This window comes from Ferribacterium limneticum (genome assembly GCF_020510565.1).
Taxonomy (GTDB): domain Bacteria; phylum Pseudomonadota; class Gammaproteobacteria; order Burkholderiales; family Rhodocyclaceae; genus Azonexus; species Azonexus limneticus_B.
The window spans coordinates 1,377,034-1,400,536 of the sequence record NZ_CP075189.1 but is presented as its reverse complement, the minus strand read 5'-3'; the positions used below and the strand labels follow the sequence as shown (position 1 = coordinate 1,400,536).

Annotated in this window: 21 protein-coding genes; 8 read left to right on the top strand and 13 right to left on the bottom strand. The window is 61.8% G+C overall.

Translation table 11 applies throughout. The features are described from left to right. Positions 1 to 37: 37 nt before the first annotated feature. On the bottom strand, positions 38 to 772 hold the full coding sequence (locus KI610_RS06775) for a L,D-transpeptidase family protein (protein ID WP_226497897.1): 735 nt from the start codon (positions 770 to 772) through the stop codon (positions 38 to 40). A gap of 233 nt (positions 773 to 1,005) precedes the next feature. On the opposite strand from KI610_RS06775, the gene KI610_RS06770 reads away from it, so the two are divergent. Beyond that, positions 1,006 to 1,797, top strand: coding sequence for a PEP-CTERM sorting domain-containing protein (locus KI610_RS06770; RefSeq protein WP_226497896.1), 792 nt, complete (start codon positions 1,006 to 1,008; stop codon positions 1,795 to 1,797). Between the two features lie 324 nt (positions 1,798 to 2,121). Here KI610_RS06770 and KI610_RS06765 read toward each other — a convergent pair whose 3' ends face one another. Further along, positions 2,122 to 3,051 carry a toll/interleukin-1 receptor domain-containing protein gene (locus KI610_RS06765; protein WP_226497895.1) on the bottom strand — a complete coding sequence of 310 codons (930 nt, stop codon included), beginning with the start codon at positions 3,049 to 3,051 and terminating at the stop codon, positions 2,122 to 2,124. 403 nt (positions 3,052 to 3,454) lie between these two features. Between KI610_RS06765 and KI610_RS06760 the strand changes: the two genes are divergently transcribed. Both KI610_RS06760 and KI610_RS06755 read left to right on the top strand, forming a co-directional pair. Next, positions 3,455 to 4,048, top strand: a complete 594-nt coding sequence (locus KI610_RS06760) for a TMEM175 family protein (protein ID WP_226497894.1) — start codon at positions 3,455 to 3,457, stop codon at positions 4,046 to 4,048. Between the two features lie 32 nt (positions 4,049 to 4,080). Beyond that, complete coding sequence (locus KI610_RS06755) at positions 4,081 to 4,668, top strand: outer membrane lipoprotein (RefSeq protein ID WP_226497893.1); 588 nt, start codon at positions 4,081 to 4,083, stop codon at positions 4,666 to 4,668. Between the two features lie 99 nt (positions 4,669 to 4,767). Here KI610_RS06755 and KI610_RS06750 read toward each other — a convergent pair whose 3' ends face one another. The 3 genes from KI610_RS06750 to nirJ form a co-directional block, all read right to left on the bottom strand. Continuing rightward, a complete protein-coding gene (locus KI610_RS06750) occupies positions 4,768 to 4,932 on the bottom strand; it encodes a DUF3149 domain-containing protein (RefSeq protein ID WP_226401232.1) in 165 nt (54 codons plus the stop codon). Between the two features lie 714 nt (positions 4,933 to 5,646). Next, positions 5,647 to 7,218 (bottom strand): nitrite reductase, encoded by a 1,572-nt coding sequence (locus tag KI610_RS06745; protein ID WP_226497892.1) that lies wholly within the window; start codon positions 7,216 to 7,218, stop codon positions 5,647 to 5,649. Then, complete coding sequence (gene nirJ, locus KI610_RS06740; RefSeq protein ID WP_226497891.1) at positions 7,215 to 8,354, bottom strand: heme d1 biosynthesis radical SAM protein NirJ; 1,140 nt, start codon at positions 8,352 to 8,354, stop codon at positions 7,215 to 7,217. Before nirJ ends, KI610_RS06745 begins: the two co-directional genes overlap by 4 nt. 126 nt (positions 8,355 to 8,480) lie before the next feature. On the opposite strand from nirJ, the gene KI610_RS06735 reads away from it, so the two are divergent. The 5 genes from KI610_RS06735 (at position 8,481) to KI610_RS06715 (ending at position 17,018) form a co-directional block, all read left to right on the top strand. After that, on the top strand, positions 8,481 to 10,778 hold the full coding sequence (locus KI610_RS06735; protein WP_226497890.1) for a cyanophycin metabolism-associated ABC transporter: 2,298 nt from the start codon (positions 8,481 to 8,483) through the stop codon (positions 10,776 to 10,778). 4 nt (positions 10,779 to 10,782) lie between these two features. Next, positions 10,783 to 11,253 carry a cyanophycin metabolism-associated DUF1854 family protein gene (locus tag KI610_RS06730; protein WP_226497889.1) on the top strand — a complete coding sequence of 157 codons (471 nt, stop codon included), beginning with the start codon at positions 10,783 to 10,785 and terminating at the stop codon, positions 11,251 to 11,253. A 118-nt stretch (positions 11,254 to 11,371) separates the two neighbouring features. Further along, positions 11,372 to 13,624, top strand: a complete 2,253-nt coding sequence (locus tag KI610_RS06725) for a cyanophycin synthetase (RefSeq protein ID WP_226497888.1) — start codon at positions 11,372 to 11,374, stop codon at positions 13,622 to 13,624. A gap of 16 nt (positions 13,625 to 13,640) precedes the next feature. Next, a complete protein-coding gene (cphA, locus tag KI610_RS06720) occupies positions 13,641 to 16,214 on the top strand; it encodes a cyanophycin synthetase (RefSeq protein WP_226497887.1) in 2,574 nt (857 codons plus the stop codon). Between the two features lie 147 nt (positions 16,215 to 16,361). Further along, positions 16,362 to 17,018: a hypothetical protein gene (locus tag KI610_RS06715; RefSeq protein ID WP_226497886.1), complete on the top strand. Its 657-nt coding sequence runs from the start codon at positions 16,362 to 16,364 to the stop codon at positions 17,016 to 17,018. On the opposite strand, the gene ahbB (KI610_RS06710) is transcribed toward KI610_RS06715, so the two are convergent. From ahbB (KI610_RS06710) to KI610_RS06675, 8 genes are all read right to left on the bottom strand, one after another. Continuing rightward, a complete protein-coding gene (gene ahbB, locus KI610_RS06710; RefSeq protein WP_226497885.1) occupies positions 17,015 to 17,491 on the bottom strand; it encodes a siroheme decarboxylase subunit beta in 477 nt (158 codons plus the stop codon). The genes KI610_RS06715 and ahbB (KI610_RS06710) overlap by 4 nt on opposite strands. Then, positions 17,488 to 17,946, bottom strand: a complete 459-nt coding sequence (locus tag KI610_RS06705; protein ID WP_226497884.1) for an Lrp/AsnC family transcriptional regulator — start codon at positions 17,944 to 17,946, stop codon at positions 17,488 to 17,490. Before KI610_RS06705 ends, ahbB (KI610_RS06710) begins: the two co-directional genes overlap by 4 nt. Then, complete coding sequence (gene ahbB / locus KI610_RS06700; RefSeq protein WP_226497883.1) at positions 17,939 to 18,910, bottom strand: siroheme decarboxylase subunit beta; 972 nt, start codon at positions 18,908 to 18,910, stop codon at positions 17,939 to 17,941. Before ahbB (KI610_RS06700) ends, KI610_RS06705 begins: the two co-directional genes overlap by 8 nt. A 14-nt stretch (positions 18,911 to 18,924) precedes the next feature. Next, positions 18,925 to 20,088: a cytochrome D1 domain-containing protein gene (locus KI610_RS06695; protein ID WP_226497882.1), complete on the bottom strand. Its 1,164-nt coding sequence runs from the start codon at positions 20,086 to 20,088 to the stop codon at positions 18,925 to 18,927. A gap of 7 nt (positions 20,089 to 20,095) precedes the next feature. Next, positions 20,096 to 20,374: a c-type cytochrome gene (locus tag KI610_RS06690; RefSeq protein ID WP_226498520.1), complete on the bottom strand. Its 279-nt coding sequence runs from the start codon at positions 20,372 to 20,374 to the stop codon at positions 20,096 to 20,098. Positions 20,375 to 20,411: 37 nt separating this feature from the next. Continuing rightward, a complete protein-coding gene (locus KI610_RS06685; protein WP_226497881.1) occupies positions 20,412 to 20,762 on the bottom strand; it encodes a plastocyanin/azurin family copper-binding protein in 351 nt (116 codons plus the stop codon). A 6-nt stretch (positions 20,763 to 20,768) separates the two neighbouring features. Beyond that, positions 20,769 to 21,602: an ethylbenzene dehydrogenase-related protein gene (locus KI610_RS06680; protein ID WP_226497880.1), complete on the bottom strand. Its 834-nt coding sequence runs from the start codon at positions 21,600 to 21,602 to the stop codon at positions 20,769 to 20,771. A gap of 132 nt (positions 21,603 to 21,734) precedes the next feature. Further along, a complete protein-coding gene (locus tag KI610_RS06675; RefSeq protein WP_226497879.1) occupies positions 21,735 to 23,420 on the bottom strand; it encodes a cytochrome D1 domain-containing protein in 1,686 nt (561 codons plus the stop codon). Positions 23,421 to 23,503: the final 83 nt, after the last annotated feature.

Below are 23,503 nucleotides of genomic sequence, written 5' to 3'. Positions count from 1 at the left end.
GGAAAGGCAGCCAGTCTAGCCGCCCGGGCGAGGACTGTCACCGAATGGGCGGCAAGCACGTCGGTAACCCCCAGGCGGCGCGCCGGGCTACGTATTCGGCCTGCGGCAACTGGACCAGCAAGGGCGTCGCCGAGGCATCGAGCCAGCCGGCGATTTCACTCATGTCGGCCTGCGCCATCGCCGTGCAGCCGGCCGTCGGCACGCCCTCGCCGGCCCAGACATGGAGAAAAATACACGAGCCGGCGCCCGGCACCGGCGGCTCGGCGTTGTGGGCGACGACGGCGCCGATGGCGTAGCGTTCGTCAGATCTCAGCATGTCCTCGCACGACGTCCAGTCGGGCGTTACGGCGGATTGATCGACGATGCGGTTGTAATGGGCCGAAGCCGGGTCGTCGATGGCCTTTAGATCGGGCGTCGCGGCCAGGTACGGCAGCCTGGCGACACGGGCCAGCGGGCTGTCCGGCGCGGCGTAGCCGAACAGCGCCGTGATGGCGAATATGCCGGCCGGGGCGCGACCATCGCCCTCACACTTCTCCAACCCGGCAACTGGCGTATGCCGGCCCCGCCCCCAGGCCAACCCGGATTTGCCGAGGCTCACCGCAATCGCCGGCCCGATAGACTGCCAGTCGCCGTCCGGAGGGCTGCGTTCAAAACGCTGCAATCGCCCGCCACTGCTCTCCCAATTCGGCGCGACGACAAGCAGCAACTGACGCGCCGACGCCAGCGCCGTAGCGCTGTCTGGCGAAGAGGTAAGGGAAGCGGAGGACGCCATGCGAGGATTTCGGAAGAGGTTGGCGGGAAGAACGGCGCGCGAAGATATTTCATTTTCGGCCGAATTTTCCGGTCGACCGTGGCAGGCGAATATTTTATGCCGTCGCGCTCAGGCGCGTCTCGTTTGTACTCAATTGGACTGAATGCGGCATATTTCACAGGCGCCAAAAAGCTACGAATCTAGACTGCCGACCACTTGCCACAACAACAATCGCATATTCAGGGAGCTTCTCGGTGAACAAAAACACTTATGGCGTCAGTCTGCTCATCGCGCTGGGCCTGTCTGCCGCTGGCAGCGCGCAGGCCACCCCCATCAGCCTGACGTCACCGGGCGGCACGTACGAGCAGAATTTCGACACGCTCGCCCATCTCGGCAGCTCGTTCACCAATACTGCCTTGCCTGCGGGCTGGGCAATCGCTGAATCAGGTGGCACTCGGGCCAACCAGGCGTACGCCGTAGGCGCGGGCAGCGGCCAAACTGGCGACACCTACAGCTTCGGCGAGGCAGGCTCGACGGAACGCGCGCTGGGCTCGCTAAGCAGTGGAACACTCATTCCGATGTTCGGCGCCGAGTTCATCAACAATACCGACGCCACCATCACCACCCTCGACATCGCCTTCACCGGCGAACTCTGGCGCCTCGGTACGGCTGCCCGCACCGACAAGCTGACCTTCCAGTACAGCACCGACGCCACCTCGCTGACGACGGGCACCTACCATGATTTCAGCGCACTCGATTTCGTGACGCCCAACACGACCTGGGACGGAAATGCGAAGGACAATTTTAAGGACATCCACGCCACCATCATCGGCCTCGACATCGCCGCCAAATCGACCTTCTGGATCCGCTGGTCCGACATTGATGCCGGTGGCTCCGACGACGGCCTGGCCATCGACAACTTCTCGCTGACCGCGCAAGGCGCCCTCGCCCAGGCTTCCCTCGCCGTGCCGGAACCGGGTTCACTGGCGCTGGCCAGCATCGCCCTGGTCGGCCTGCTGGGCACCCGCCGCCACAACCGCCGCTGAGCACATTTCAATTTTGTCCGTTTTTCCCGGTTGACCGTGGGACTGGCAGGCTTTTCCGTGATCCTTGCCAGCGCCGATTCCCGCGGTCTCGCACCTCAGCCAGAGTTGTACCAAATATGCAGAATCGCATCAGCTTGACTGACAAATCTCAATGACGTTGACCAGCCGACATCCTCTTAGCCAACGATTCTCGAACGGCATACGAGTGCCCAGTGCTGCCGTAGCTGGCTTTAAAAAGCTGTCATTCAGGAACGTTCAAGGTCAGGGGCATGGCGCGGCTTTATGCGCCAGGCCCCCTGCACCGCAAGGTTAGCCATCGCTTCGCTAGAACGGTATGTCATCGTCAAAGTCGAAGACGCTCTTCTTGAAGAAAACGGGGCTGAGCTTATGACTAGCCAAGAGTTCGTTTAGCTTTTCGAGAGGCTTCGCAGCCATCAGAACTACCGAGTTGGCAGCCGCCTCCTGCAGTTGCTGCAGATTGCCCTTCGGTAGAGCCTTCACAGAAGCGAGAAATCCAAGCTTCTCCAAAACTTCAACTTCCGACTTCGCTTGAAGGGTTGTCTCTGTGAGGCACGACAGCATCTTCGCTCTTGTTTTGGGTGACGAGGTAAGAATCCGGAAAATTTCTTCGGCGACGGCTGCCACCGTTTTGCCCGTGGCATTGAGCCCCTGATACTTTGAGATAAAGCCATATGGTTCCAAACCACGCATGATTGGAATTACGAGGGTGCCCCGACCGACTGCGATTCCCACCTCTTGGTCGGTCCAGTTGCTCTCTTTGAAACCAGGCATCAGGATTGCCGCAAGTGCATCCATTGAGTAGAGACCGGCTTCAATCTCGTCCATCCACTCGCGAGTTGGTTCAATATCGACATGCGCGACAAAGGCAGATATTCCATATTTTCTGAGCGCCGCCTGTAACTGCCCCGTAGTGCTCTTGAATGACGATAAGTGGCTGAGAAAGAGCTTGAAATGGAATGGTTCCCAGAATGTAGCCTCAAGCGTCTTCGTCGAATCAGCAACAACGTGATTGTGCGGAACCTCCAGTTCATCCGCTATGCGGATGATTAGATCCTCTGATTCATCGGCAAGCAGTTCTTTCGAATAGACCCACTTGCTGTTTACGCCGGAGGTTGGTTTCTTGATGTCGACGCCATGCGCTTTCAGATATGTGTCGATCTCGCCGTAACTCATACGGCTCTGAAGCTCTCGACCTATGCGATCTATCAGGCTCAGGCGTTCAATTACCTTCATGGTGCCTCGCGATAGCTAACAGTTATTCAACTGAACCAGCGGTCCGCATAGTGATAATCGTAAAACATGGCAATTCAAAGTAACGGATTGATTCATTTTAGGGGCGACTCCGGCAGGCTGTCCGCATATGCAATGATAGTACGGACCGGCGAAAAGTCGGGATGCAGACGGCAAGAATGTTCTAGCCAAAGGTAGCTATGGAGCAGCTTCTTGAAGGACAGCTCATGGCTGATCTCTGCCTGACGATAGTTTCATTTTCACAATATCAAGCTGGTCATCTGCCAGATATTCGCTGGTCAGTGTCGAGGAGAAAAGAATCCAGTTGATATTCCGCAGAAAACGGCACTTATCGTGGGCGCCGTGGTCTCTGAGCCAGGGCAATCATCAGCGTACGGGGGAAATCATGGGCAAAGGCCGCCTGGAGGCATTCAGCGATGGCGTCATGGCCATCATCATCACGATCATGGTGCTGGAGTTGAAAGTGCCACATGGCGAACGCCTCGATGCGCTGACCGCCTTGATCCCGGTGTTTTTCAGTTATGTGCTGAGCTTCGTATACGTGGGCATTTACTGGAACAACCATCACCACATGCTGCACACGGCGCAAAAGGTGACCGGGCCTATCCTGTGGGCCAATTTGCATTTGCTTTTCTGGCTATCGCTGTTCCCGTTTGCTACCGGCTGGATGGGCGAAAACCACTTCGCGGCGGTACCGTCGGCACTCTACGGTGGGGTGCTGTTCATGGCCACGGTTGCCTACTGGATATTGCAGGAAACCATTGTCGCCTCGCAAGGCGACAACTCCCTGTTGCGCAAGGCGCTGGGGCGGGACTGGAAGGGGAAGTCTTCGCCGGTGGTCTACGCGGTTGCCATGGTCACGGCCTTCTGGTCGCCCTCCCTGGCGCAAGGCCTGTACGTCTTGCTGGCACTGGTCTGGCTGATTCCCGACAGGCGGATCGAGAAGGCGCTGGCGGGCACGGGAAGCCCGGCCAGTTAAAGCGAGCGGCGGCAATCGACATTGCCTGGCACATGCGGCACCATGAGGATGCACTTGAATTCGCCAGCCTGATCGCCGGGCGCTTCGCCCAAAAACACACAAATTCACCGGCTGCCCTGAATGGCCGGGTCATGGAGGAAACGATCGTGACTGCATTGAAAAAATCCGCGGCCGCATTGGGCCTGGCCGGCATGCTCGCCCTCACCGGCTGCGCGCCGATGTACGGCCCCGGCTGGGAACAGGACTACCCGCCGATCGCCTATTCGCGCGATCTTCACCCGGGCTACGGCTCGGTGTACGCCATCGACCTGATCCGCCCCGAGAACAATAATGGCATCGGCGTCGGGGCGATTGCCGGCGCCGTGATCGGCGGGCTGATCGGCCATCAGGTCGGCGAAGGCAATGGCAACACGGCGGCCACGGTGATCGGCGCAGCGGGCGGCGCACTGATCGGACATCAAATTGAAAAGTCGAACCAGCCGCAGGGCGACCAGTTCCGGCTGACCATCCGGATGGAAAACGGCGGCTATCAGACCTTGATTCAGAATTCCGATTTCGTCGATCTGCGCGTCGGCGACCGCCTGCACATCGACAACGGTGGCGCCGTTCGGCGCTATTGATCTACCGGCTCAAACCGACAGCCGGCAGGACCAGGAGCAGCGGGGTATGTTTTTGCTCATTCTCCCCGGCCTCCTGGCCTTTGCTTGTCAGCACTCAGCCTAATGTACGCCGGCCACGTGCTTGTGTGAGCTGAGCTCCTTCTCCTCCTGCTTGGCGTGCTGCATTGCGTAGCGCCAGATGTAGACCGCCATGACCAAAATAAAGCCAATGGTGATCAAGCTGAGTATGCCGATGTCGGACGTGAATAAGAGTTCCCATGCCATGAGTCTTCTCCAGTAATGGTGAATAGGGATGAATGCGTTTTGCTGCCGGCGTTTATGTGCAAGACATATGCCCGGTGCTGGCTCGGGGCAAAAATGCCAAGCCAGGGCGGCGAAAAAACGACTCGTCAGGAAAGAATGGGGTCTGCCGAATTGGCCTGCACGACAGGCGGGACGGCTGTTTGCCAAGGTCTTGGCGAGCGTGATTCGTCGCTCGCCCGCTGGCGCGACATCCGGTTCGACGCGTTCGAACGACTGCCAGTTATGACAATCAGCAAAAACACACCGCCAAAAATGACATGAGCCACCCGGCCCTCCGGCCGGTCATCAGGCAACTGAGCGGAGCTGGTTCAACTGCCCGAACCCCTCATCGCGTTTGGCGAAGCGGTCGGGTTGGAAGCCGGCATTTCCCCTGCTGTGGCGCATTTCCGGTTTGCAGCGTGATCAGGAAATAGTCGTCGAATTTCAATGGCGGCGGTTCGGCTCCTCTTCCCCTGGGAGGAAAGGAAGAGGCGCCTTTGGGTACTGCCAGCTTCCGGAGAGCTTTATAGCCAGATACGTGCCAAAAGCATATCAACGGACAAAACAACCAAAAATCAATAACTTAAAAAACGGCGAATGAAAAACACCCGCCACTTCCGTCAAAATTGTCAGTCAGGACTGACAACACCCACTTCCACGGTCAACCGGAAATTTCGCCCAAAAATGAAATTCCGTTCAGTGGCTGGTGCCTTCCGATTTCGTGATCTTGTTCCAGACGTTGTACTTGCCGACCGGCTTCTTCATCGGCAGGCGCTTCACTTCCTTGAGCGTCGTCGCGTCGTAGATGATCAGCGCGCCATTCATGTCCCACAGGCTGGCCAGCACGTATTTGCCATCCTTGGTGAACTCGACGTGGGCGAAGGTCTTGCCCGGTTCCGGCTTGAGTTCGGCGACGATTTCCAGCGTTTCCTTGTCGATGACCTGCATGGTGTCCTTGAACTCCTTGCTCATCATCGAATCGGTCCACGCGTAGCGGCTGTTTTCGTGGCTGCGCATGAAAAAGCCGGGGCCGCGCGTCTTGATCTGCTTGATGGTTTTCCAGGTCTGCATGTCGATGATGCTGATCAGGCCTTCATTGAGGTTGGGTGTCGCCATCACGGTTCTGCCCTGCCATTTCCAGCTGATGCCGGAACCGAGGTGCGGCATGCCGGGCAGCTCAAGATCGGCGATCTTCTTGCGCGCATCGAGGTTGACCACCTGGCCGGTCACTGCGGCCTTGGCGTCGTTGCGTGAGGCGCCCATGACCTCGTCGTAGCCCTGGGTGAAATAGAAGTCGTCGAGGTAATCGTCGAGCTGGCTGCGCTGCGGGTTGAGGAAACCGGGAACGAAGGCGCCTTCCTTGTATTTGAAGTCGTGGATCATGCCGGCCGGGATGTCGTCGGCCTGCGGGTTGTACGAGACCTCCCAGACTTCCTTGACGTCCTTGAGCGCAGCAACGAAGCTCTGGCGCGGGCTGGCGTCATAGACGGCCGAGACGCGGGAAGTCGTCTTGCCGTCCCTGTCGGCCACCGGCAGGATTTTCTTGAGGTTCAGATCGGCGTCGAGGATGACCAGACTGTGCGGCAGGTAATTGGCCACCGCCACCCACTTGCCATCGCCCGATACGGCGGCGTTGCGCGTATTGATGCCGGCGCGCACTTCGGCGATGACCTTGAGGTTCCACAGGTCGAACTTGGTGATCCAGCCGTCGCGTGAGGCGAAGAAGACATAGCGTCCGTCCGGCGTGAACTTCGGCCCGCCGTGCAGGGCGAAACGTGACTGGAAGCGGTGGATAGGTTCCAGCTTGTCGCCGTCGAGGATGGAAACATGATGGTCGCCGCTCTCGACAACGACGAAAAGGTTCATCGGATCGGCCTTGAACGCCGGCTTGGCGGGCAAGGGATGCTTTTCATAAACGATGCGCGAAGCGTTTATTTCTTTCTCGCCCCAAGCCGGCATCGGTTTGATCGCGGTGTAGGCAAAATCGACCAGCGCCTTGATTTCCTCGGCCGACAGCTTGTCGCCAAAGCCCAGCATCTGGGTCGCCGGGCGCCCCTCCCTGATGACTTTTTCAGCTTCCGGCTTGCGCAGGCGGGCCAGGTTTTCCGGAATCAACGCCGGCCCGATGCCGCCCAGCCGCGCCTCGCCGTGACAGGCGGCGCAATGTTCCTTGTAAGCGCTCGGCGCATCGGCGGCCTGCGCCAGCTCGGCCATCATTAGCAGGGAGCAGACGGCAAAGCCGGCCGGGATCAGGATGTTCCACTTCATGATGCGATTTCCTCGTCGGACAGGTAGCAGCCCGGGTCTTCCGCCCAGGCATCGCCGGTCATCTGCTGGGCGCGAACCCGGGTGTTGCCGTTGCAGATCTGCAGGTAGGCGCAGGTTCCGCAGCGCCCCTTGACGGCGCGCGGGTGCTGCTTGAGGCCGGCCATCAGCGCATCCGAGGTATCGGGCCAGATTTCGGAAAACAGCCGATCCTTGACGTTGCCCAGGTTGTGGTGCCACCACATGGTGTCCGGATGCACGTTGCCGAGGTTGTCGATGTTGGCAACATTGACGCCTGACGAGTTGCCGCCCCATTGGCGCAGCTTGGCCTCGACGTGCGCCGCCTTGTCCGGGAAGCGCCGGCGCACCCAGTGCAGGAAATAGACGCCGTCGGCATCGTTGTTACCAGTGGTGAATTCCTTGTTCAGCCCGCGCTGCTGGTATTCCCAGCAGGTATCGAACAACAGGTCCATCGCCCAGCGCGTCAGCTGGTGCTGGGCGTCGTCCTTGCGATTCTTGTTGCCGCGCCCGGCGTAGTTGAGGTGCGAAAAGTAGAAGCGGTCGATGCCTTCATCCTCGACCAGCTTGAGCAGGCCGGGCAGGTCGTGGGCGTTGTCCTGCGTCATCGTGAAGCGGACGCCGATCTTCAGGCCAAGATCGCTGCACAGCCGGATGCCTTTGAGCGAAGCCTCGAAGGCGCCATCCATGCGGCGGAACTTGTCGTGTGTCTCGCGGATGCCGTCGAGCGAGACACCGACGTAGTTGAAATCACACTCGGCGATCTTGGCTATGTTGCTCTCGTCGATCAGCGTGCCGTTCGACGACAGCCCGACATAAAAACCCTTGGCCTTAGCGCGTTTGGCGATGTCGTAAATATCCGGCCGGAGCAGCGGTTCGCCGCCGGACAGAATGAGCACGGGCACCTTGAAATCGCGCAGGTCGTCCATCACCGTGAAAACCTGTTCGGTGCTCAACTCGCCGGGAAAATTGGTATCGGCCGAAATCGAATAGCAATGCTTGCAGGTCAGATTGCAGCGCCGGATCAGGTTCCAGATCACCACCGGGCCGGGCGGATTGCGCTTGGGGACCAGCGGCGTCGGTGCGGCAATTTCCTGCATGTACTGGGAGATGCGAAACATGAACGTCCTTGTTCTGGGCTTTTGGCCATTCAACGGCAGCCCGCCCCCTCATTCCTTGATACGCGTCAACCGTCGGAACAATGACGCGTTAGATGGGCACGCCTAGCCCTGCGGTATACTTCACCGATGAATCCGAACGCACAGAATTTGGTTGGCAACGAGCCAGCCCTGCCGAGCCGCTGGGCTGCCGAGCTTGAGGCAAAACTGGCCAGCGGTGAAAAAACCCAGGCCTGGGTCGAGATCGATCTCGACAATCGCCTGCAATACGCCGCCGGCCTCGTTCTCGTCACCGACCGCCGCTTTCTCGCCTTCGCCCCGGGTAACAGCCATTGGCAGGAATGGCCGCTGCGCGGCGGGCTGACGCTCAGCCACCACGACCACGCCGGTGTCGGCGCGCTCGAACTGATCGATGAAAAAGGCCAGCTTGCCACCTGGCGCTACACGCTGGCCAAGAATCTGGCCGCATTGCGCGTCATCGCCGAATTCGACCTGCACCGCGACAGCATCGTCAGCGGTCAGCCCGTGCAAAGAGCAAACGCAGAAGATTGCTGCCCGAAATGCAATGCCCCGCTGCCGCCCGGCGAAGACGAATGCCCGGTGTGCAATCGCGAAGCGACCGTTGCGCCATCGACGTGGACGCTGTTCCGCCTGTGGCGTTTCGCCCGACCCTACCGCTGGCAACTATTGACCGGCTTTATCCTGACTTTGGCCTCCACGGCCGCCCAGCTGGTCCCGCCCTACCTGACCATGCCACTCATGGACGACGTGCTGATCCCGTTCCAGAACGGCAAGCCCATCGACTGGCCGCTGGTCGGCATGTATCTCGGCGGCCTGTTCGGCGCCGCCGTGCTGGCCTGGGGCCTCGGCTGGATCCGCACCTACATCCTGTCGCTGGTCTCCGAACGCATGGGCCGCGACCTGCGCACGCAGACCTACGACCACCTGCTCGGCCTGTCGCTCGAGTATTTCGGCGGCAAACGGACCGGCGACCTCATGGCGCGCATCGGCAACGAAACTGACCGTATCAACATCTTCCTGTCGCTCGACCTGCTTAACTTCGCCACCGACGTGCTGATGATCACGATGACCGCCGTCATCCTGTTCAGCATCAACCCGTGGCTGGCGCTCGTCACCCTGCTGCCGCTGCCGATCATCGGCTGGCTGATCCACTTCGTGCGCGAGAAGCTGCGCACCGGCTTCGAGAAAATCGACCGCGTCTGGGCCGAAGTGACCAACGTGCTGGCCGACACCATCCCCGGCATCCGCGTGGTCAAGGCCTTTGCCCAGGAAAAGCGCGAAGGCGAGCGTTTCCGCGCCGCCAACGAGCACAACCTGCAGATGAACGACAAGCTCAACAAGACCTGGTCGCTATTCACGCCGACGGTGACGCTGCTCACCGAAATCGGCCTGCTCGTCGTCTGGGTCTTCGGTATCTGGCAGATTTCCAAGGGCGACTCGACGGTCGGCGTGCTCACCGCCTTCCTCGCCTACATCGGCCGTTTCTACACCCGCCTCGACTCGATGAGCCGCATTGTCTCGGCGACCCAGCGTGCCGCATCGTCGACCAAGCGCATCTTCGACATTCTCGACCACGTCTCCAGCGTCCCCGAGCCGACCAACCCGGTGCATCTGTCCGGCGTCACCGGCCGGCTCGAACTGAAAAAAGCCAGCTTCCGCTACGGCACCCGCTCGGTCACCCGCGACGTCGATCTGGTCATCGAACCCGGCGAAATGATCGGTCTGGTCGGCCATTCCGGCTCTGGCAAGTCCACGCTGGTCAACCTGATCTGCCGCTTCTACGACGTTTCCGAAGGCCAGGTGCTGATCGATGGCGTCGATGTCCGCTCGGTGCCGGTCGCCGAATTCCGCAAGCACATCGGCCTCGTCCTGCAGGAACCCTTCCTCTTCTTCGGCACCATCGCCGACAACATCGCCTACGGCAAGCCCAACGCGACGCGCCAGGAAGTCATCGCCGCCGCCCGCGCCGCCCACGCCCACGAGTTCATCCTGCGCCTGCCGCACGGCTATGACTCGCTGGTTGGCGAACGCGGCCAGGGCCTGTCCGGCGGCGAGCGCCAGCGCATTTCCATCGCCCGCGCCCTGCTCATCGATCCGCGCATCCTGATCCTCGACGAAGCGACTTCCGCGGTCGACACCGAAACCGAGAAGGAAATCCAGAAGGCGCTCGACAATCTCGTCAAGGGCCGCACCACCATTGCCATCGCCCACCGCCTGAGCACCCTGCGCAAGGCCGACCGGCTGGTCGTCATGGATCGCGGCCGCATCGTCGAAGTCGGCAACCACGACGAATTGATGGCGACCGAAGGCCATTACTTCAAGCTCTACATGGCCCAGGCCCGCAACGTCGATACCGAGCCGGAACTGCCGCGCTCGACCAGCCTGCCCAAAACTCACGCGGAATAAGCCCATGTCGAACGCCAATTTCCAACTGCAACGCGATTCCTACGGTCGACTGGTATTAACGGCCGAAAATGGAATCGTCCACGAAGGCGTCACGCCGGTGCGCGCCTTCCCCATCGCCGCTCCCGACGAAGGTCTGTCGCTGGTCAATTACGAAGGTCACGAAGTCGCCTGGATCGACAGCCTCGCCGACCTGCCACCGGCCATCGCCGGCCTGATCGAAGCCGACCTCGCCAGCCGCGAGTTCGTCCCGGAAATCGAAGGCATCGAAGACGTTTCCAGCTTCGCCTGCCCGAGCACCTGGCGACTGCGTACCAATCGCGGCCCGGCCGAGCTGATCCTCAAGGGCGAGGAAGACATTCGCCGCCTGAGCCAGACCCGTTTGCTCATCGCCGACGCCCATGGCATCCAGTTCCTGATCCGCGACCTGAGCACCCTCGACCGACACAGCCGCAAGCTTCTCGACCGCTTCCTGTAACGCTTTGTCCTCTTGAGTGACATTTTTAGACAGCGGTCAGCCGCAAGCGGACGAAAGCGTTAATAATGCTGAAATCAAACATTCATCACCGCAGGCCAACGGAGCCAGAGCCAAGAGCATGAAGAAAAAGGACATCATTTTCCGGGACACCATTTCACTGCGTGGCCCCAATATCTGGACCTACCCCCCGGTCATCGAAAGCTGGATCGATATCGGCGAACTCGAAGACTTTCCCTCGGACAAGATTCCCGGCCTTTACGAGCGCCTGAGCGCCTGGCTACCGGGCCTTGTCGAGCATCGCTGCAACTACGGCGAACACGGCGGCTTCCTGCGCCGCCTCAAGGAAGGCACGTGGGCCGGCCACATCCTCGAACACATCGTGCTCGAACTGATGACTCTGGCCGGCCTGCCCGACGGTTTCGGCCGCACCCGCGAAACGACGACGCGCGGCGTCTACAAGCTGGTCGTCTCCAACTTCCACGAAGAAGTGACCCGCATGTCGCTCGATGTCGGCCGCGAACTGCTGCTCGCCGCCATCGCCGACGAGCCCTACGACCTTGACGAAGCCGTCCGCCTGCTTCGCCGCAAGGTCGACCGCAAATACCTCGGCCCATCGACCGCAGCCATCGTTCTGGCTGGCGAAAAGCGCGGCATTCCGCACATCCGCCTGCTCGACGACGGCAACCTCGTCCAGCTCGGCTACGGCGCCGCCATGCGCCGTATCTGGACGGCCGAAACCGACCAGACTAGCGCCATCGCCGAAACCATTTCGCGCGACAAGGATTTGACCAAGGAACTGATCTCCTCGGTCGGCGTCCCGGTCCCGGAAGGCCGCGAAGTCGATAGCGCCGACGATGCCTGGGATGCCGCCGAAGACATCGGCGTGCCGGTCGTCGTCAAGCCGACCGACGGCAATCATGGCCGTGGCGTCTTCATCGACCTGACGACCAAGGAAGAGGTCGCCAAGGCCTACGCCATCGCTGTCGAGGAAGGCTCCGGCGTGCTCGTCGAACGTTCCATCCAGGGCATCGAGCATCGCCTTCTGGTTGTCGGCGGAAAGCTCGTCGCGGCCAATCGCAGCGACCTGATCACCGTAACCGGCGACGGCAAGTCGACCGTGCTGGAACTGATCGACAGCCAGGTCAACATCGACCCGCGGCGCGGCACGACCGAACTGCATCCGCTGTCGATCATCAAGATCGATACCGCTGCCAAGATTGAACTGGAACGCCAGGGCCTTGAGGCCGACAGCGTGCCGGCCAAAGACCGCGTCGTGCTTATCCAGCGCAACGCCAACCACGCCTTCGACTGCACCGACGAAGTCCATCCCGAAACCGCCCAGGTCGCAGCGCTGGCAGCCCGCGTCGTCGGCCTCGACATCGCTGGCATCGACCTGGTCTGCCAGGACGTCTCGAAGCCGCTGGCCGAGCAGGGCGGCGCCATCGTCGAAGTCAACGCCGGCCCCAGCCTGCTCATGCACATCAAGCCAGGCATCGGCAAGCCGCGCCCGGTCGGTCAGGCCATCGTCGACAACCTGTTCGCCCAGAGCGAGAGCGGCCGCGTGCCGCTGGTTGGCGTCACCGGCACCCACGGTCGCAACCCGGTTGCCAAGATGGTCGCCCATCTGGTCTATCTCTCCGGCCGCCATGTCGGCCTGGCCTGCAAGGACGGCATCTACCTCGACCGCCGCCAGGTCCAGAAAACCAGCGCCGCCAACTGGGAAGGTGGCCGTCGCCTGCTGATGAACCGTTCGGTTCAGGCCGCAGTGATCGAAAACGGCGCCGAAGTCATCCTCGGCCAAGGTCTGGCCTATGACCGCTGCTCGATCGGCATCGTCACCAACATCGTTTCGGAAGACGAAGACCTGTCGCGCTGGGATACCCAGCCGACCGGCGGCGAGTATTACACGACACCGCGTTCGATCTACCGGACGCAGGTTGATGTCGTGTTGCCGAGTGGTCATGCCGTGCTCAATGCCGAAGACGAACTGGTCGCCGATTTCGCCGAACTGTGCGACGGCGAAGTGATCTTCTTCGCCTGCGACCCGACCAACCCGACCCTGGTCGCCCATCTCGCCGCCGGCAAGCGCGGTGTCACGGTGGACGACAAGCGCGTCGTGCTACGCACCGGCAGCGATGAAATCCGCCTCAGCCGACTGGTCGATGCGCCCTACATTGGCAAGGCCAAGCAAGCCAAGAACATTGCCAACGTGCTGGCCGGCATTGCCGCCGGCTGGGCCATGGGCCTGAGCAAGGAAGTCCTGACCACAGGCCTCAAGACCTTCGGCCTGGAACTGATCGACCCCGCTTCGCTGATACAGCAGCCCGCCAAAAAGTCGCAACCCAAGAAGCCGGCTACCGCCCGGAAATAACGAGGAATAAAGCGTCATGGACGTTTCCCGCATTCGCGCCCTGCGCGGCCCCAATCTGTGGAGCCGGCACACCGCCATTCAAGCCATCGTTTCCTGCGAAGGAGCCGAAGTCGCCATTTCAGACCTGCCCAATTTCGAAGCCCGCCTGCGCGAGCGCTTCCCGGAACTCGGCGACCTGATTCCCTCCGACCATCTCGACACCGTGTCGATGGCCCACGCCCTCGAATTCGCCGCCCTCGGCCTGCAAGCCCAGGCCGGTTGCCCGGTCACCTTCAGCCGGACAGCGCAGACGGTCGATCAGGGCGTCTATCAGGTCGTCGTCGAATACACCGAAGAAGACGTCGGCCGCCTGGCCTTCGAGCGCGCCGAACAGCTTTGCCTCGCCGCCCTCAACGACACGCCTTTCGATCTCGATGGCACGCTCAAGGAATTGCGCGACCTCGATGAGGACATCCGTCTCGGCCCATCGACCGGCGCCATCGTCTCGGCTGCGCTGGCCCGCGGCATCCCGATCCGCCGCCTGACCCAGGGCAGCCTCGTCCAGTTCGGCTGGGGCAGCAAGCAGAAGCGCATCCAGGCCGCCGAAACCAGCCTGACCAGCGCCATCGGCGAATCGATTGCCCAGGACAAGGAACTGACCAAGAAGCTGCTGCACGCCTCCGGTGTCGCCGTCCCTTACGGCCGCCCGGTCGAGGACGAAGACGATGCCTGGGTCGCCGCCCTCGAAGTCGGCCTGCCGGTCGTCGTCAAGCCGCAGGACGGCAATCAGGGCAAGGGCATTTCGGTCAACCTGACCACCGAGGAACAAGTCCGTCGCGCCTACCGCGTCGCCATCGAATTCCGCGACGACATCATGGTCGAGAAATTCCTCTCCGGCCACGACTGGCGCCTGCTGGTCATCGGCGACAAGCTGATCGCCGCCGCCCGCCGCGATCCGCCACTGGTCATCGGCGACGGCACGCATACCGTGCGCGAACTGGTGGATATCGTCAATCGCGACCCGCGCCGTTCGGACGGTCACGCCACCTCGCTGACCAAGATCCGTTTCGACGAAATCGCCCTCGCCCGTCTAGAAGAGCAAGGCTATACGGCCGACTCCGTGCCCGGCCGCGGCGTTCGCGTCGTCCTGCGCAACAACGCCAACCTGTCTACCGGCGGCACCGCCACCGACGTCACCGACGACGTCCATCCGGAACTCGCCGCTGCCGCCGTCGCCGCCGCCCAGACCGTTGGCCTCGACATCTGCGGTATCGACGTCGTCTGCGACACCATGCACAAGCCGCTCGAAGAACAGGGCGGCGGCATCGTCGAATGCAATGCCGCCCCCGGCCTGCGCATGCACCTCGACCCATCCTTCGGCAAGGGCCGCGCTGTTGGCGAAGCCATCGTCGGCATGATGTTCCCGGATGGCGACAACGCCCGCATCCCGGTCGTCGCCATCGCCGGCACCAACGGCAAGACGACGACCAGCCGCCTGATCGGCCGCATTTTTGAAGCGAATGGCCTGCGTGTCGGCATGACCAGCACCGACGGCATCTACGTCGAAGGCCGGCGCATCGACACCGGCGACTGCTCCGGCCCGCGCAGCGCCCGCAACGTGCTGATGCACCCGGACGTCGACGCGGCCGTCTTCGAAACGGCGCGTGGCGGCGTGCTACGCGAAGGCCTCGGCTTCGATGTGTGCGATGTGGCGGTGATCACCAACATCGGCCTCGGCGACCATCTCGGCCTCAACTACATCACGACGGTCGACGAGCTGGCCGTGGTCAAGCGCGTCATTGTTGAAAACGTTGCACCGAGCGGCACGGCAGTACTCAATGCCGCCGACCCGGTCGTCGCCGCGATGGCCCATCACTGCCACGGCGAGGTCATCTTCTTCGCCCGCGACCGCATGAACCCCGTGCTCGCCACGCACCGCGCCCAGGGCAAACGAGTCGTCCATGTCGAGCGCGATGCCATCGTCTGCAGCGAAGGCCGCAAGAAATACCGCATTCCGCTCGCCAACATTCCGCTCACGCGCAACGGCACCATCGGCTTCCAGGTCGAAAATGCCATGGCCGCCATCGCCACAGGCTGGGCGCTCGGCTACGAGTGGCCGGTGATCGAGAAGGCGCTGGCCAATTTCGTTAGCGACGCAGCGACTGCCCCCGGCCGCTTCAACGTCTTCGACTACAAGGGCGCGACCCTGATCGCCGACTACGGTCACAACCCGGACGCCATCCAGGCGCTGGTCGGCGCCATCGAAAACATGCCGGCGGTGCGCCGTTCGGTGGTGATCAGCGGCGCCGGCGACCGGCGTGACGACGACATCCGCCAGCAGACCGAAATCCTCGGCGACGCCTTCGACGACGTGATTCTTTACCAGGACGCCTGCCAGCGCGGCCGCGAAGATGGTGAAGTGATCGGCCTGTTGCGCGAAGGCCTGACCAACGCCCGCCGCACCAAGCAGATCGACGCCATCACCGGCGAATTCATCGCCATCGATACGGCGCTGGCCCGCCTGCAGCCGGGCGACCTCTGCCTGATTCTGATCGACCAGGTTGAAGAGGCGCTGGCGCATATCGCCCAGCGGATCGGCGAAGCACACTGACCGCCGTCAGGCACCCAGTCAGCCCCCAGAAAGCCCGGCCAGTCCGGGCTTTCTGCTTTCAGCGCGGGGCTTGCCGGTGATCCACCGTCAACGGTATTTCACATTACCGACGCAGAATCTCCCTGTCGCCTGAACCAGACCCGCCGCATGAAATCCCTCCTTGCTCTCCTGCTCCTGCTTGCCAGCGCTGTCGCCGGGGCCGACAACGACGGTTTCGAGGCGCGCTGCGAAAAACTGGCGGCGGAAGCAAATTTCACTGCCGTCTTCGAGGACAAGCCGGTAAGCCGCGACGACGGCATCCGGATAGCTGATCTGGCGCGCTTTGCCAAAGCGGGTAGCAGCCTGAACCACAGCACGCTGGGTGTAACGCGGGCCGAACCGGCCGCCAGCATGGCGCTTTCGGTGCGCACCCTGAGCAATCGCGACGGCCGGGTGTGCGCCGTACCCTCGTTGCAACTGAAACTCGGTTTGTCGAGTTTCGAGGTCCTGCTTGCCCGGGAACTCGGCACCAATCCCTGCCGGCGACGCATCGTCGAGGAACATGAGCAGGAGCACGTCACGGTCTGGCGCAACCATCTCAGGATCGGCGCCCGGCTGATGCCGGTTGCGCTACGCCAGTCACTCGGCCAGGTCGCTTATTTTTCCAGTGTCGGCGAAGCCGAATCCGTGCTGCGCCAACGCGCCGACCAACAGCTCGCCAGCCTGCTGAGCAAGCTCAAGGACGGGATCAATGCCGCGCATCAGCAGATCGACTCGACGGCGTCCTATCGAGATGCGGAAAACCGGATGCGGGCCTGTCCTTAGCTACCTATCCTCAGCCCGGTCTTTTTGAGGATTCTGGTCGAGTAGAGAATGTCGCTGCCCCGGCAAGCCTCACCAAGCAAGCTGCGGATTTCAGCGGCTTTGGCCGAACACTCATCGCGCGAGGCGCCGTGCACCATGGCGAACAGGTTGTAGGGCCAGGCTGGCAGGGCGCGCGGGCGGCGGTAGCAGTGGGTGACGAAATCGAGGGCGCCAATGCGGGCGCCCAGTTCGTCGACTAGCTCGTCGGCGACATCCCAGACAGTCATGCCATTGGCCGTCCAGCCGATGGCGTAATGGTTGGGCACGGCGCCGATACGGCGGACGATGCCGGTTTCGAGCATGACTTTCAGGCGGCGCATGACCTCGTCTGCCGATAGCCCGAGCTGTTCGGCGATGGTGTGATAGGGGCGTGGCACGAGCGGCAGGCCACCTTGCGTGGCGACGATCAGGGCGCGATCAATGTCGTCGATCACAGCCGCGCCTCTAGCTTCATTTCAACAAAAAATTCGCGCTCTTTCGGGAAGGCATAGACCGCCAGGCCGGTGTCGCGCTCGATGCGGGCAATGGCTTCGGCGATGCCTGCCTTCGTTTCGGTGGCGAGCACGAACCACATGTTGAGCACGTGTTCGCGGCGATAGTTGTGGGCGACCGCGGGCAATTCGTTGACCAGTGCCGTCACCTCGTCGTAACGCTCCTCGGGGGCGGCCAGGGCGGCGAGCACGAAGGCTCCACCCATTTCCTCGATCTGAAACATCGGGCCGAAGCGGGTCAGCACCTTGTCGGCGAGCAGTTCCTGCACACGCTGGAGCAATTCTTCTTCGCTGATGCCGATCTGTTCGGCCGCCTCGGCGTAGGGACGTTCGCAGATCGGGAAGTCGCCTTGCAATTTTGCGAGAATTTTCCGGTCGACCGTGGAAAGCTCACGCATAGCGCGCGCCGTTCTGCTTGAAGCGGGTCAGCGAGAAGAGCACCTCGTGGGCAGCCGTTTCGAGACCGTGGCGTTGGCGAAGGTCGGCGATGATGGACTCGACCTCGCCACGTTCGCGGCCATGGATCATGCAGAACAGGTTGTACGGCCAGTCCGGCAGGCGGCGCGGCCGGCGGTAGCACAGCGTGACGGCCGGCTCTTCGGCCAGGGCGCGACCAATCTCGCTGACCTGCTCGTCCGGAATGTCATGGACCAGCATGGCGTTGGCGCGGTAGCCGAGTTCGTGGTGGCGGACGACGACGCCGAAGCGCTTGATGGCGCCCTCTTCGAGCCAGCGGCGGATACGGCCGAGGACTTCCGGCTCGGAGGCGCCAATGCGCTCGGCGATCAGGGCGAAGGGCCGGATGAACAGCGGCAGGCCTTCCTGCAAGACGGAAACGAGGCGGCGCTCGGCTTCGTCGATGAGGGCCGTCGGCTGCACCGGCTGGGCCGTGGCGACGCTTTTTTTCTTGTCACCGTTCAGGCAAAAACCGAGGTCGATGTGGAATTCTTCTTCAAGCGGCAAGGCCAGCAGCGGATAGCCGGCGGCCTTCTCGATGGCGCCGAGGCTGGCTTGCAGGCGCCCTTCGGTCGCGGCGGTGACGACGAACCACAGGTTGTAGCGGTGCTCGCGTTCGTAGTTGTGATTGACCTCGGGGAAGCGGTTGACCGCGGTGGCCACGGCTTCGAGCTTTTCCGGCGGGACGGCCATGGCGGCCAGCGTCGAGGCGCCGATTCGCTTGGGGGCGAAGACGGCGCCGACGCGTGAAATCTTGCCTTCGCGGCGCAGGTTTTCGAGGTGGCCGAGAACGACTTTCTCGCCGACGCCGAGACGCGCCGCCAACTCGGCGAAGGGTGCCGGGACCAGCGGAAAGTCGCGCTGGAAGTCGTTGAGCAACTGGAAGTCGAGGCTGCTGCTGTTCATGGCCAAAGCGTCCATCAGAAACCTATGCGCACGGCGCGCGAGGTGAAGAAAATGCCGGACGGGCTTTCGGCCGGGATTTCTCCCAGTTTGGCAAAATTTTCGGTGTTGTAAATCAAAACCTTGTTGTCGTCGCGCGCCGAGAGCCAGACGTTCTCGCCGCGCGGGGCGAATTCCATGTGCAGGATGCCCTTGCCCGGCTCGAAGGCATGGACGACCTTGCCGGCCAGCGTGTCGATGACATCGACCTTGGCGTTGTCCGGGAAGGCGAAATTGACCCAGATCTGGCGGCCATCGGGGCGGGCCATGACGAAGACCGGCTGGCCGCGCACGGGGATGCGGCCGACTTCTTTCCAGGTGGCGACATCGACGACCAGCACTTCATGACGGCCGATCGCCGGCAGGTAGGCCTTGCCCTGGGCGACCGACCAGCCGCGCAGGTGTGGCATCTTGAAGACGGGCAGTTTTTCCTGGCCGCGGCCGTAGTTTTCGAGAATCTTCTTGGCGCCCTTCTCCGGCTGCCAGAGGTCGAGCATGGCGACACCGTCCTCGCCGAACAGGCCGGCCAGGAAGTAGCGGCCATCCGGCGTCACGAGGCCGTCGTAGGGCTGGCTGCCGGCCGGGAAGCGCTGGGTGGTCGGCTGCCGTGGGTTGCTGAAATCGGTGACGCGGATTTCGCCGCCGTCGAACAGCGCGTAGGCGAACTTGTTGCCACCCGTATCGGCCAGGCCGACAACCTTTGAGAACTGGCCGGGCGCGAATTCGGCTGGCACTTCGGAGAGCAGTTCGAGCGTCTCGCTATCGAAGGCCTTGATGCCACCCGGGGTGTAGTTCTGGGCGACGACGATGCGGCCGTCCTGGGAGATCGACCCCCCGATGGCGTTGCCGGACTGGATGATGCGTTTGACGATTTTCGCTTCGAGCAGATCGATCTTGGTCAGCCCGCCGTCGCGGCCGAAGATGAAGGCGTAGCGGCCGTCTCGGGAATAGACGGCTGAGGCGTGCGATAGGTCGCCGAGGCCGCCAATGCGCGCGTAGGGCTGGCGGGCCGTGGTGTTGACCAGCGTGATGTGGCCGCTGGCCCGTTCAATGATCAGCCCGAGATCGCCGGTGCCGCGCAGTTGCGGGCCGGCGCAGGCGTTGAGAAGCAGGGCAAAAATGGAGATCAGCAGCAGGCGCATGGCGTTCTCACTCGGGGAATTCGGTCATCAGTTTATCGACTATCCAGGCCGCTTCGGCTTCGGACAGGAAGGCTTTCCACGGCGGCATCGGCGTGCCCGGGCGGCCGTAGTAAATGGTCGCGGCGAGGCCTTCGGCCGGCATGTCGCGCAGGGTTTCCGGCAGCAAGGCCGGACCGAGGCCGCCTTTGAGCGTCATGCCGTGGCAGGAGCCGCAATCCTGGCGCACCAGATGCACCAATTCCTTCTGGCGCGCCGCGTCCGGCTCGGCGGCCGACGCTGCGACCATTCCCACGGTCGACAGGAAAAACAGGCCAAAAATGAAATTACTCGGTGACAAGAACAACTCCCGTCATTTCCGGATGCGGCCCGCAATGGTAGGCGTAGCGCCCCGGCTTATCGAAACGACGCTGCCAGCTTTCATCGGGGAACATCCGCTCGGACTCCAGTCCGCCTTCAGCCGGAAAAACAACCGAATGGCTGGTCCGCTTTTCGTGATTGGTCCACCGTACGCTGTCACCCGCCTTGATGCTCACCTCGGCCGGCCGGAATTGATAGCCCTCGATGCGCACCTCGACCACGGTCTCGGCCAGCGCGGCAAAAGAAAAGAGCGCCAGCACAAGCGGCGCTCTTTTCAGGCACAGCCATCCGGAATGCTTCACGAGTCCGGATGGCATGGTGGCTTACTGCTTGGCCGCTTTCACGTCGCCGTCGGCACCCAGACCAATCGTGTGGCCGAAAGAAACGTGATGGAAACGGCCGGCTGCGTTGTCGGCGTGGATGGCGATGCCGAACGGCACAGCCTTGCCCGGAGCCAGAACGGCGTTACCAGCCAGCTTGCGGGTGAAGGTCACGGTGTAGGTATCGCCTGCCTTGGCGCCCTCTGCCGTTCCGCCGGCCTTGCCGCCCGTCATGCTGCGCTTGTCGGCAACGAAACCGTCAGACGACTTGCCACTGCTCGCCCACTGCACCAGATCCATGGCGCCAGCCGAGACGTACTTCGTCTTGTCCTTGCCCTTCGGCATACCCTTGGCGTCGTCGTGACAGGCGGCCCAGCAACCGGCCTGATCGGCCAGCGGCACCTTGTCGTTCGGGAACATCATTGTGGCCTTGAGTTCATTGTCCTTGTCGGATTTGTCGAAGCCGCCGGCCGGGGCCTTGAAGGTCAAGCGAACATACAGATTGGTCGCATCGAAAGCAGCCTGCACGGTGACCGGATAGGTCATCGTCTTGGGCGCGCCCTTCGGCTCCATTTCCTTACTGGCCAGACGCTTCAGGTCAAGACTCAGCTTGCCGTCCTCAACGTGGCAACCAGCACAGGTTTCGCCTTTTTTCAGGCCGCTGGCGCCGCTGTGCTCACCCTTGCCCTGCAGCCACTCGATCGGTGCCGCACCCGGGTGAAAAACGTGGACCGTGCTCTTGGCCGCCTTGTTCCAGTCCGGCGCCGCGATGGCTGATTGCGAACCGAGGGCGACAAAGGCGCCAAAGATAGCCAGGGAAACGAGATTCTTTTTCATCGTACTTATCTCCACCAAAATGATTTGCTCACGGCGCAGGCCATGTCCCCCTGCGCAAATTGCTGCTGATCCATATGCTACGGGGGCTTGCGCCCCCGTAGCTTTAAGTCACATCAAACAAACAGCAGTCGATCAGTAGATGTCGTGCTGGGTGTTATAGACGTTGAATTTGCCGGTCGGGGTGATCATCTTCGGATCGGTGATGACCTTCTTCAAGGTCAGCGTCGCATCGTCATAGACGACGATGGCCGACTGGTCAGCCTTGCCACCCCACAGGGAGATCCAGACTTCCTTGCCGTCGGCGCTGTATTCCGGATGCACGGCGCGCTTGGTAGCCTTGGTCACCGGCAGACCGGAGTCCTTGGCCACGTTGATCACCTTGAACGGCTTGGACAGGTCGGACATCTTCCAGACGGAAACGGATTCAGCCAGTTCCTTGTCCGGATTCTGCGGCGAGTCAGCCCACAGATTCTGCGACTTCGGATGGGTCTTGACGAACAGGTTGCCCGGCACGTGCTTCACTTCCTGAACCACCTTCCAGTTGTACTGCTTGAACTTGGCGTCCGACTTCTTTTCGGAAGGCGTGCTGATCAGGGTCAGGACATCGGCACCGAGGTGACCGGTGGTCCACACCGGACCGAACTGCGGATGGGTGAAGTTGGCGCCACGACCCGGATGCGGGATCTTGGCGGTATCGACCAAGGCAGCCAGCTTGCCGGTCTTGGTATCGACCGCAGCGATCTTGTTGGAGGCATTGGCGGCCACCAGGAAGTAACGCTTGGAAGCATCCCAGCCGCCGTCATGCAGGAACTTGGCGGAACCGACCGTGGTCGTCTTGAGGTTCTCGATGTCGGAATAATCGACCAGCAGGATCTGACCGGTTTCCTTGATGTTGATGACCCATTCCGGCTTGATGAAGGAAGCCACGATGGAAGCCACGCGCGGTTCCGGATGGTATTCGCCATCGACGGTCATGCCACGGGTGGAAACGACCTTGCGCGGCTTGAGCGTGTCGCCGTCCATGATCACGTACTGGGGCGGCCAGTAGGAGCCGGCCACGGCGTACTTGTCTTCGAAGCCCTTGAACTTGGAGGTATCGACCGAACGGGCGTCGAAGCCGATCTTGACTTCAGCCACAACAGCCGGCTTCTCCATCCACAGGTCGATCAGCGACAGACGACCATCACGACCGATCACATAAACGTAGCGGCCGGAAGCCGACAGACGCGAGATGTGAACCGCGTAGCCGGTCTTGACGATGCTGCGGATTTCCTTGGTATCGCCGTCGATCAGAGCCACTTCGCCGGTATCGCGCAGGGTGACCGAGAACATGTTCTTGAGGTTGTACTTGTTCATCTGCTTGGTCGGACGCTGATCGACCGGCACGATGACCTTCCACGAATCCATCGTTTCCTTGAAGCTGTATTCCGGCGGCACATCCGGTGTGTTCTGGATGTACTTGGCCATCAGCGACAACTCTTCCTTGGTCAGGATGTCGTCGAAGTTGACCATGCCACCGTCGGTACCGTAACCGATGATCTTTTCCAGACGCTGCTGGCCGAGCTTGAGCGTGCCGCCCTCGGTGACGTTGCCGTCCTTGTCCTTCTTCGTCCAGTGCGGCTCCAGGTTCTTGCCGGTGGCGCCCTTGCGCAACACACCATGGCAACCGGCGCAACGCTCGAAGTAAATCTTCTTCGCAGTTTCCTTTTCTGCAGCCGTCATGCTCGGCGCCGCCTTGGCGGTTTCCTGAGCGAAGGCCGAACCCATGGCGACAGCCATGGCGCTAAGTGCAAGCATCCCCACTACTGTTTTCTTCATCTTTCTATCTCCTGGATCGAAATAATTCGCGCCCATCTCCCTCAACGCGATGTCCGCAAGGTTGAACCTGAGCCCCTGATGCA

What these genes read in the sequence shown, in the direction of transcription:
- KI610_RS06755 (WP_226497893.1), top strand. Translation starts at nt 4,081, where the DNA reads ATGCGGCACCATGAGGATGCACTTGAATTCGCCAGCCTGATCGCCGGG.
- KI610_RS06680 (WP_226497880.1), bottom strand. Translation starts at nt 21,602, where the DNA reads ATGAAAAAGAATCTCGTTTCCCTGGCTATCTTTGGCGCCTTTGTCGCC.
- nirJ (WP_226497891.1), bottom strand. Translation starts at nt 8,354, where the DNA reads ATGTTTCGCATCTCCCAGTACATGCAGGAAATTGCCGCACCGACGCCG.
- KI610_RS06705 (WP_226497884.1), bottom strand. Translation starts at nt 17,946, where the DNA reads ATGCGTGAGCTTTCCACGGTCGACCGGAAAATTCTCGCAAAATTGCAA.
- ahbB (WP_226497883.1), bottom strand. Translation starts at nt 18,910, where the DNA reads ATGAACAGCAGCAGCCTCGACTTCCAGTTGCTCAACGACTTCCAGCGC.
- KI610_RS06750 (WP_226401232.1), bottom strand. Translation starts at nt 4,932, where the DNA reads ATGGCATGGGAACTCTTATTCACGTCCGACATCGGCATACTCAGCTTG.
- cphA (WP_226497887.1), top strand. Translation starts at nt 13,641, where the DNA reads ATGGACGTTTCCCGCATTCGCGCCCTGCGCGGCCCCAATCTGTGGAGC.
- KI610_RS06735 (WP_226497890.1), top strand. Translation starts at nt 8,481, where the DNA reads ATGAATCCGAACGCACAGAATTTGGTTGGCAACGAGCCAGCCCTGCCG.
- KI610_RS06760 (WP_226497894.1), top strand. Translation starts at nt 3,455, where the DNA reads ATGGGCAAAGGCCGCCTGGAGGCATTCAGCGATGGCGTCATGGCCATC.
- KI610_RS06715 (WP_226497886.1), top strand. Translation starts at nt 16,362, where the DNA reads ATGAAATCCCTCCTTGCTCTCCTGCTCCTGCTTGCCAGCGCTGTCGCC.
- KI610_RS06765 (WP_226497895.1), bottom strand. Translation starts at nt 3,051, where the DNA reads ATGAAGGTAATTGAACGCCTGAGCCTGATAGATCGCATAGGTCGAGAG.
- KI610_RS06695 (WP_226497882.1), bottom strand. Translation starts at nt 20,088, where the DNA reads ATGCGCCTGCTGCTGATCTCCATTTTTGCCCTGCTTCTCAACGCCTGC.
- KI610_RS06685 (WP_226497881.1), bottom strand. Translation starts at nt 20,762, where the DNA reads ATGCCATCCGGACTCGTGAAGCATTCCGGATGGCTGTGCCTGAAAAGA.
- KI610_RS06775 (WP_226497897.1), bottom strand. Translation starts at nt 772, where the DNA reads ATGGCGTCCTCCGCTTCCCTTACCTCTTCGCCAGACAGCGCTACGGCG.
- KI610_RS06690 (WP_226498520.1), bottom strand. Translation starts at nt 20,374, where the DNA reads ATGGTCGCAGCGTCGGCCGCCGAGCCGGACGCGGCGCGCCAGAAGGAA.
- KI610_RS06675 (WP_226497879.1), bottom strand. Translation starts at nt 23,420, where the DNA reads ATGAAGAAAACAGTAGTGGGGATGCTTGCACTTAGCGCCATGGCTGTC.
- KI610_RS06745 (WP_226497892.1), bottom strand. Translation starts at nt 7,218, where the DNA reads ATGAAGTGGAACATCCTGATCCCGGCCGGCTTTGCCGTCTGCTCCCTG.
- KI610_RS06730 (WP_226497889.1), top strand. Translation starts at nt 10,783, where the DNA reads ATGTCGAACGCCAATTTCCAACTGCAACGCGATTCCTACGGTCGACTG.
- KI610_RS06725 (WP_226497888.1), top strand. Translation starts at nt 11,372, where the DNA reads ATGAAGAAAAAGGACATCATTTTCCGGGACACCATTTCACTGCGTGGC.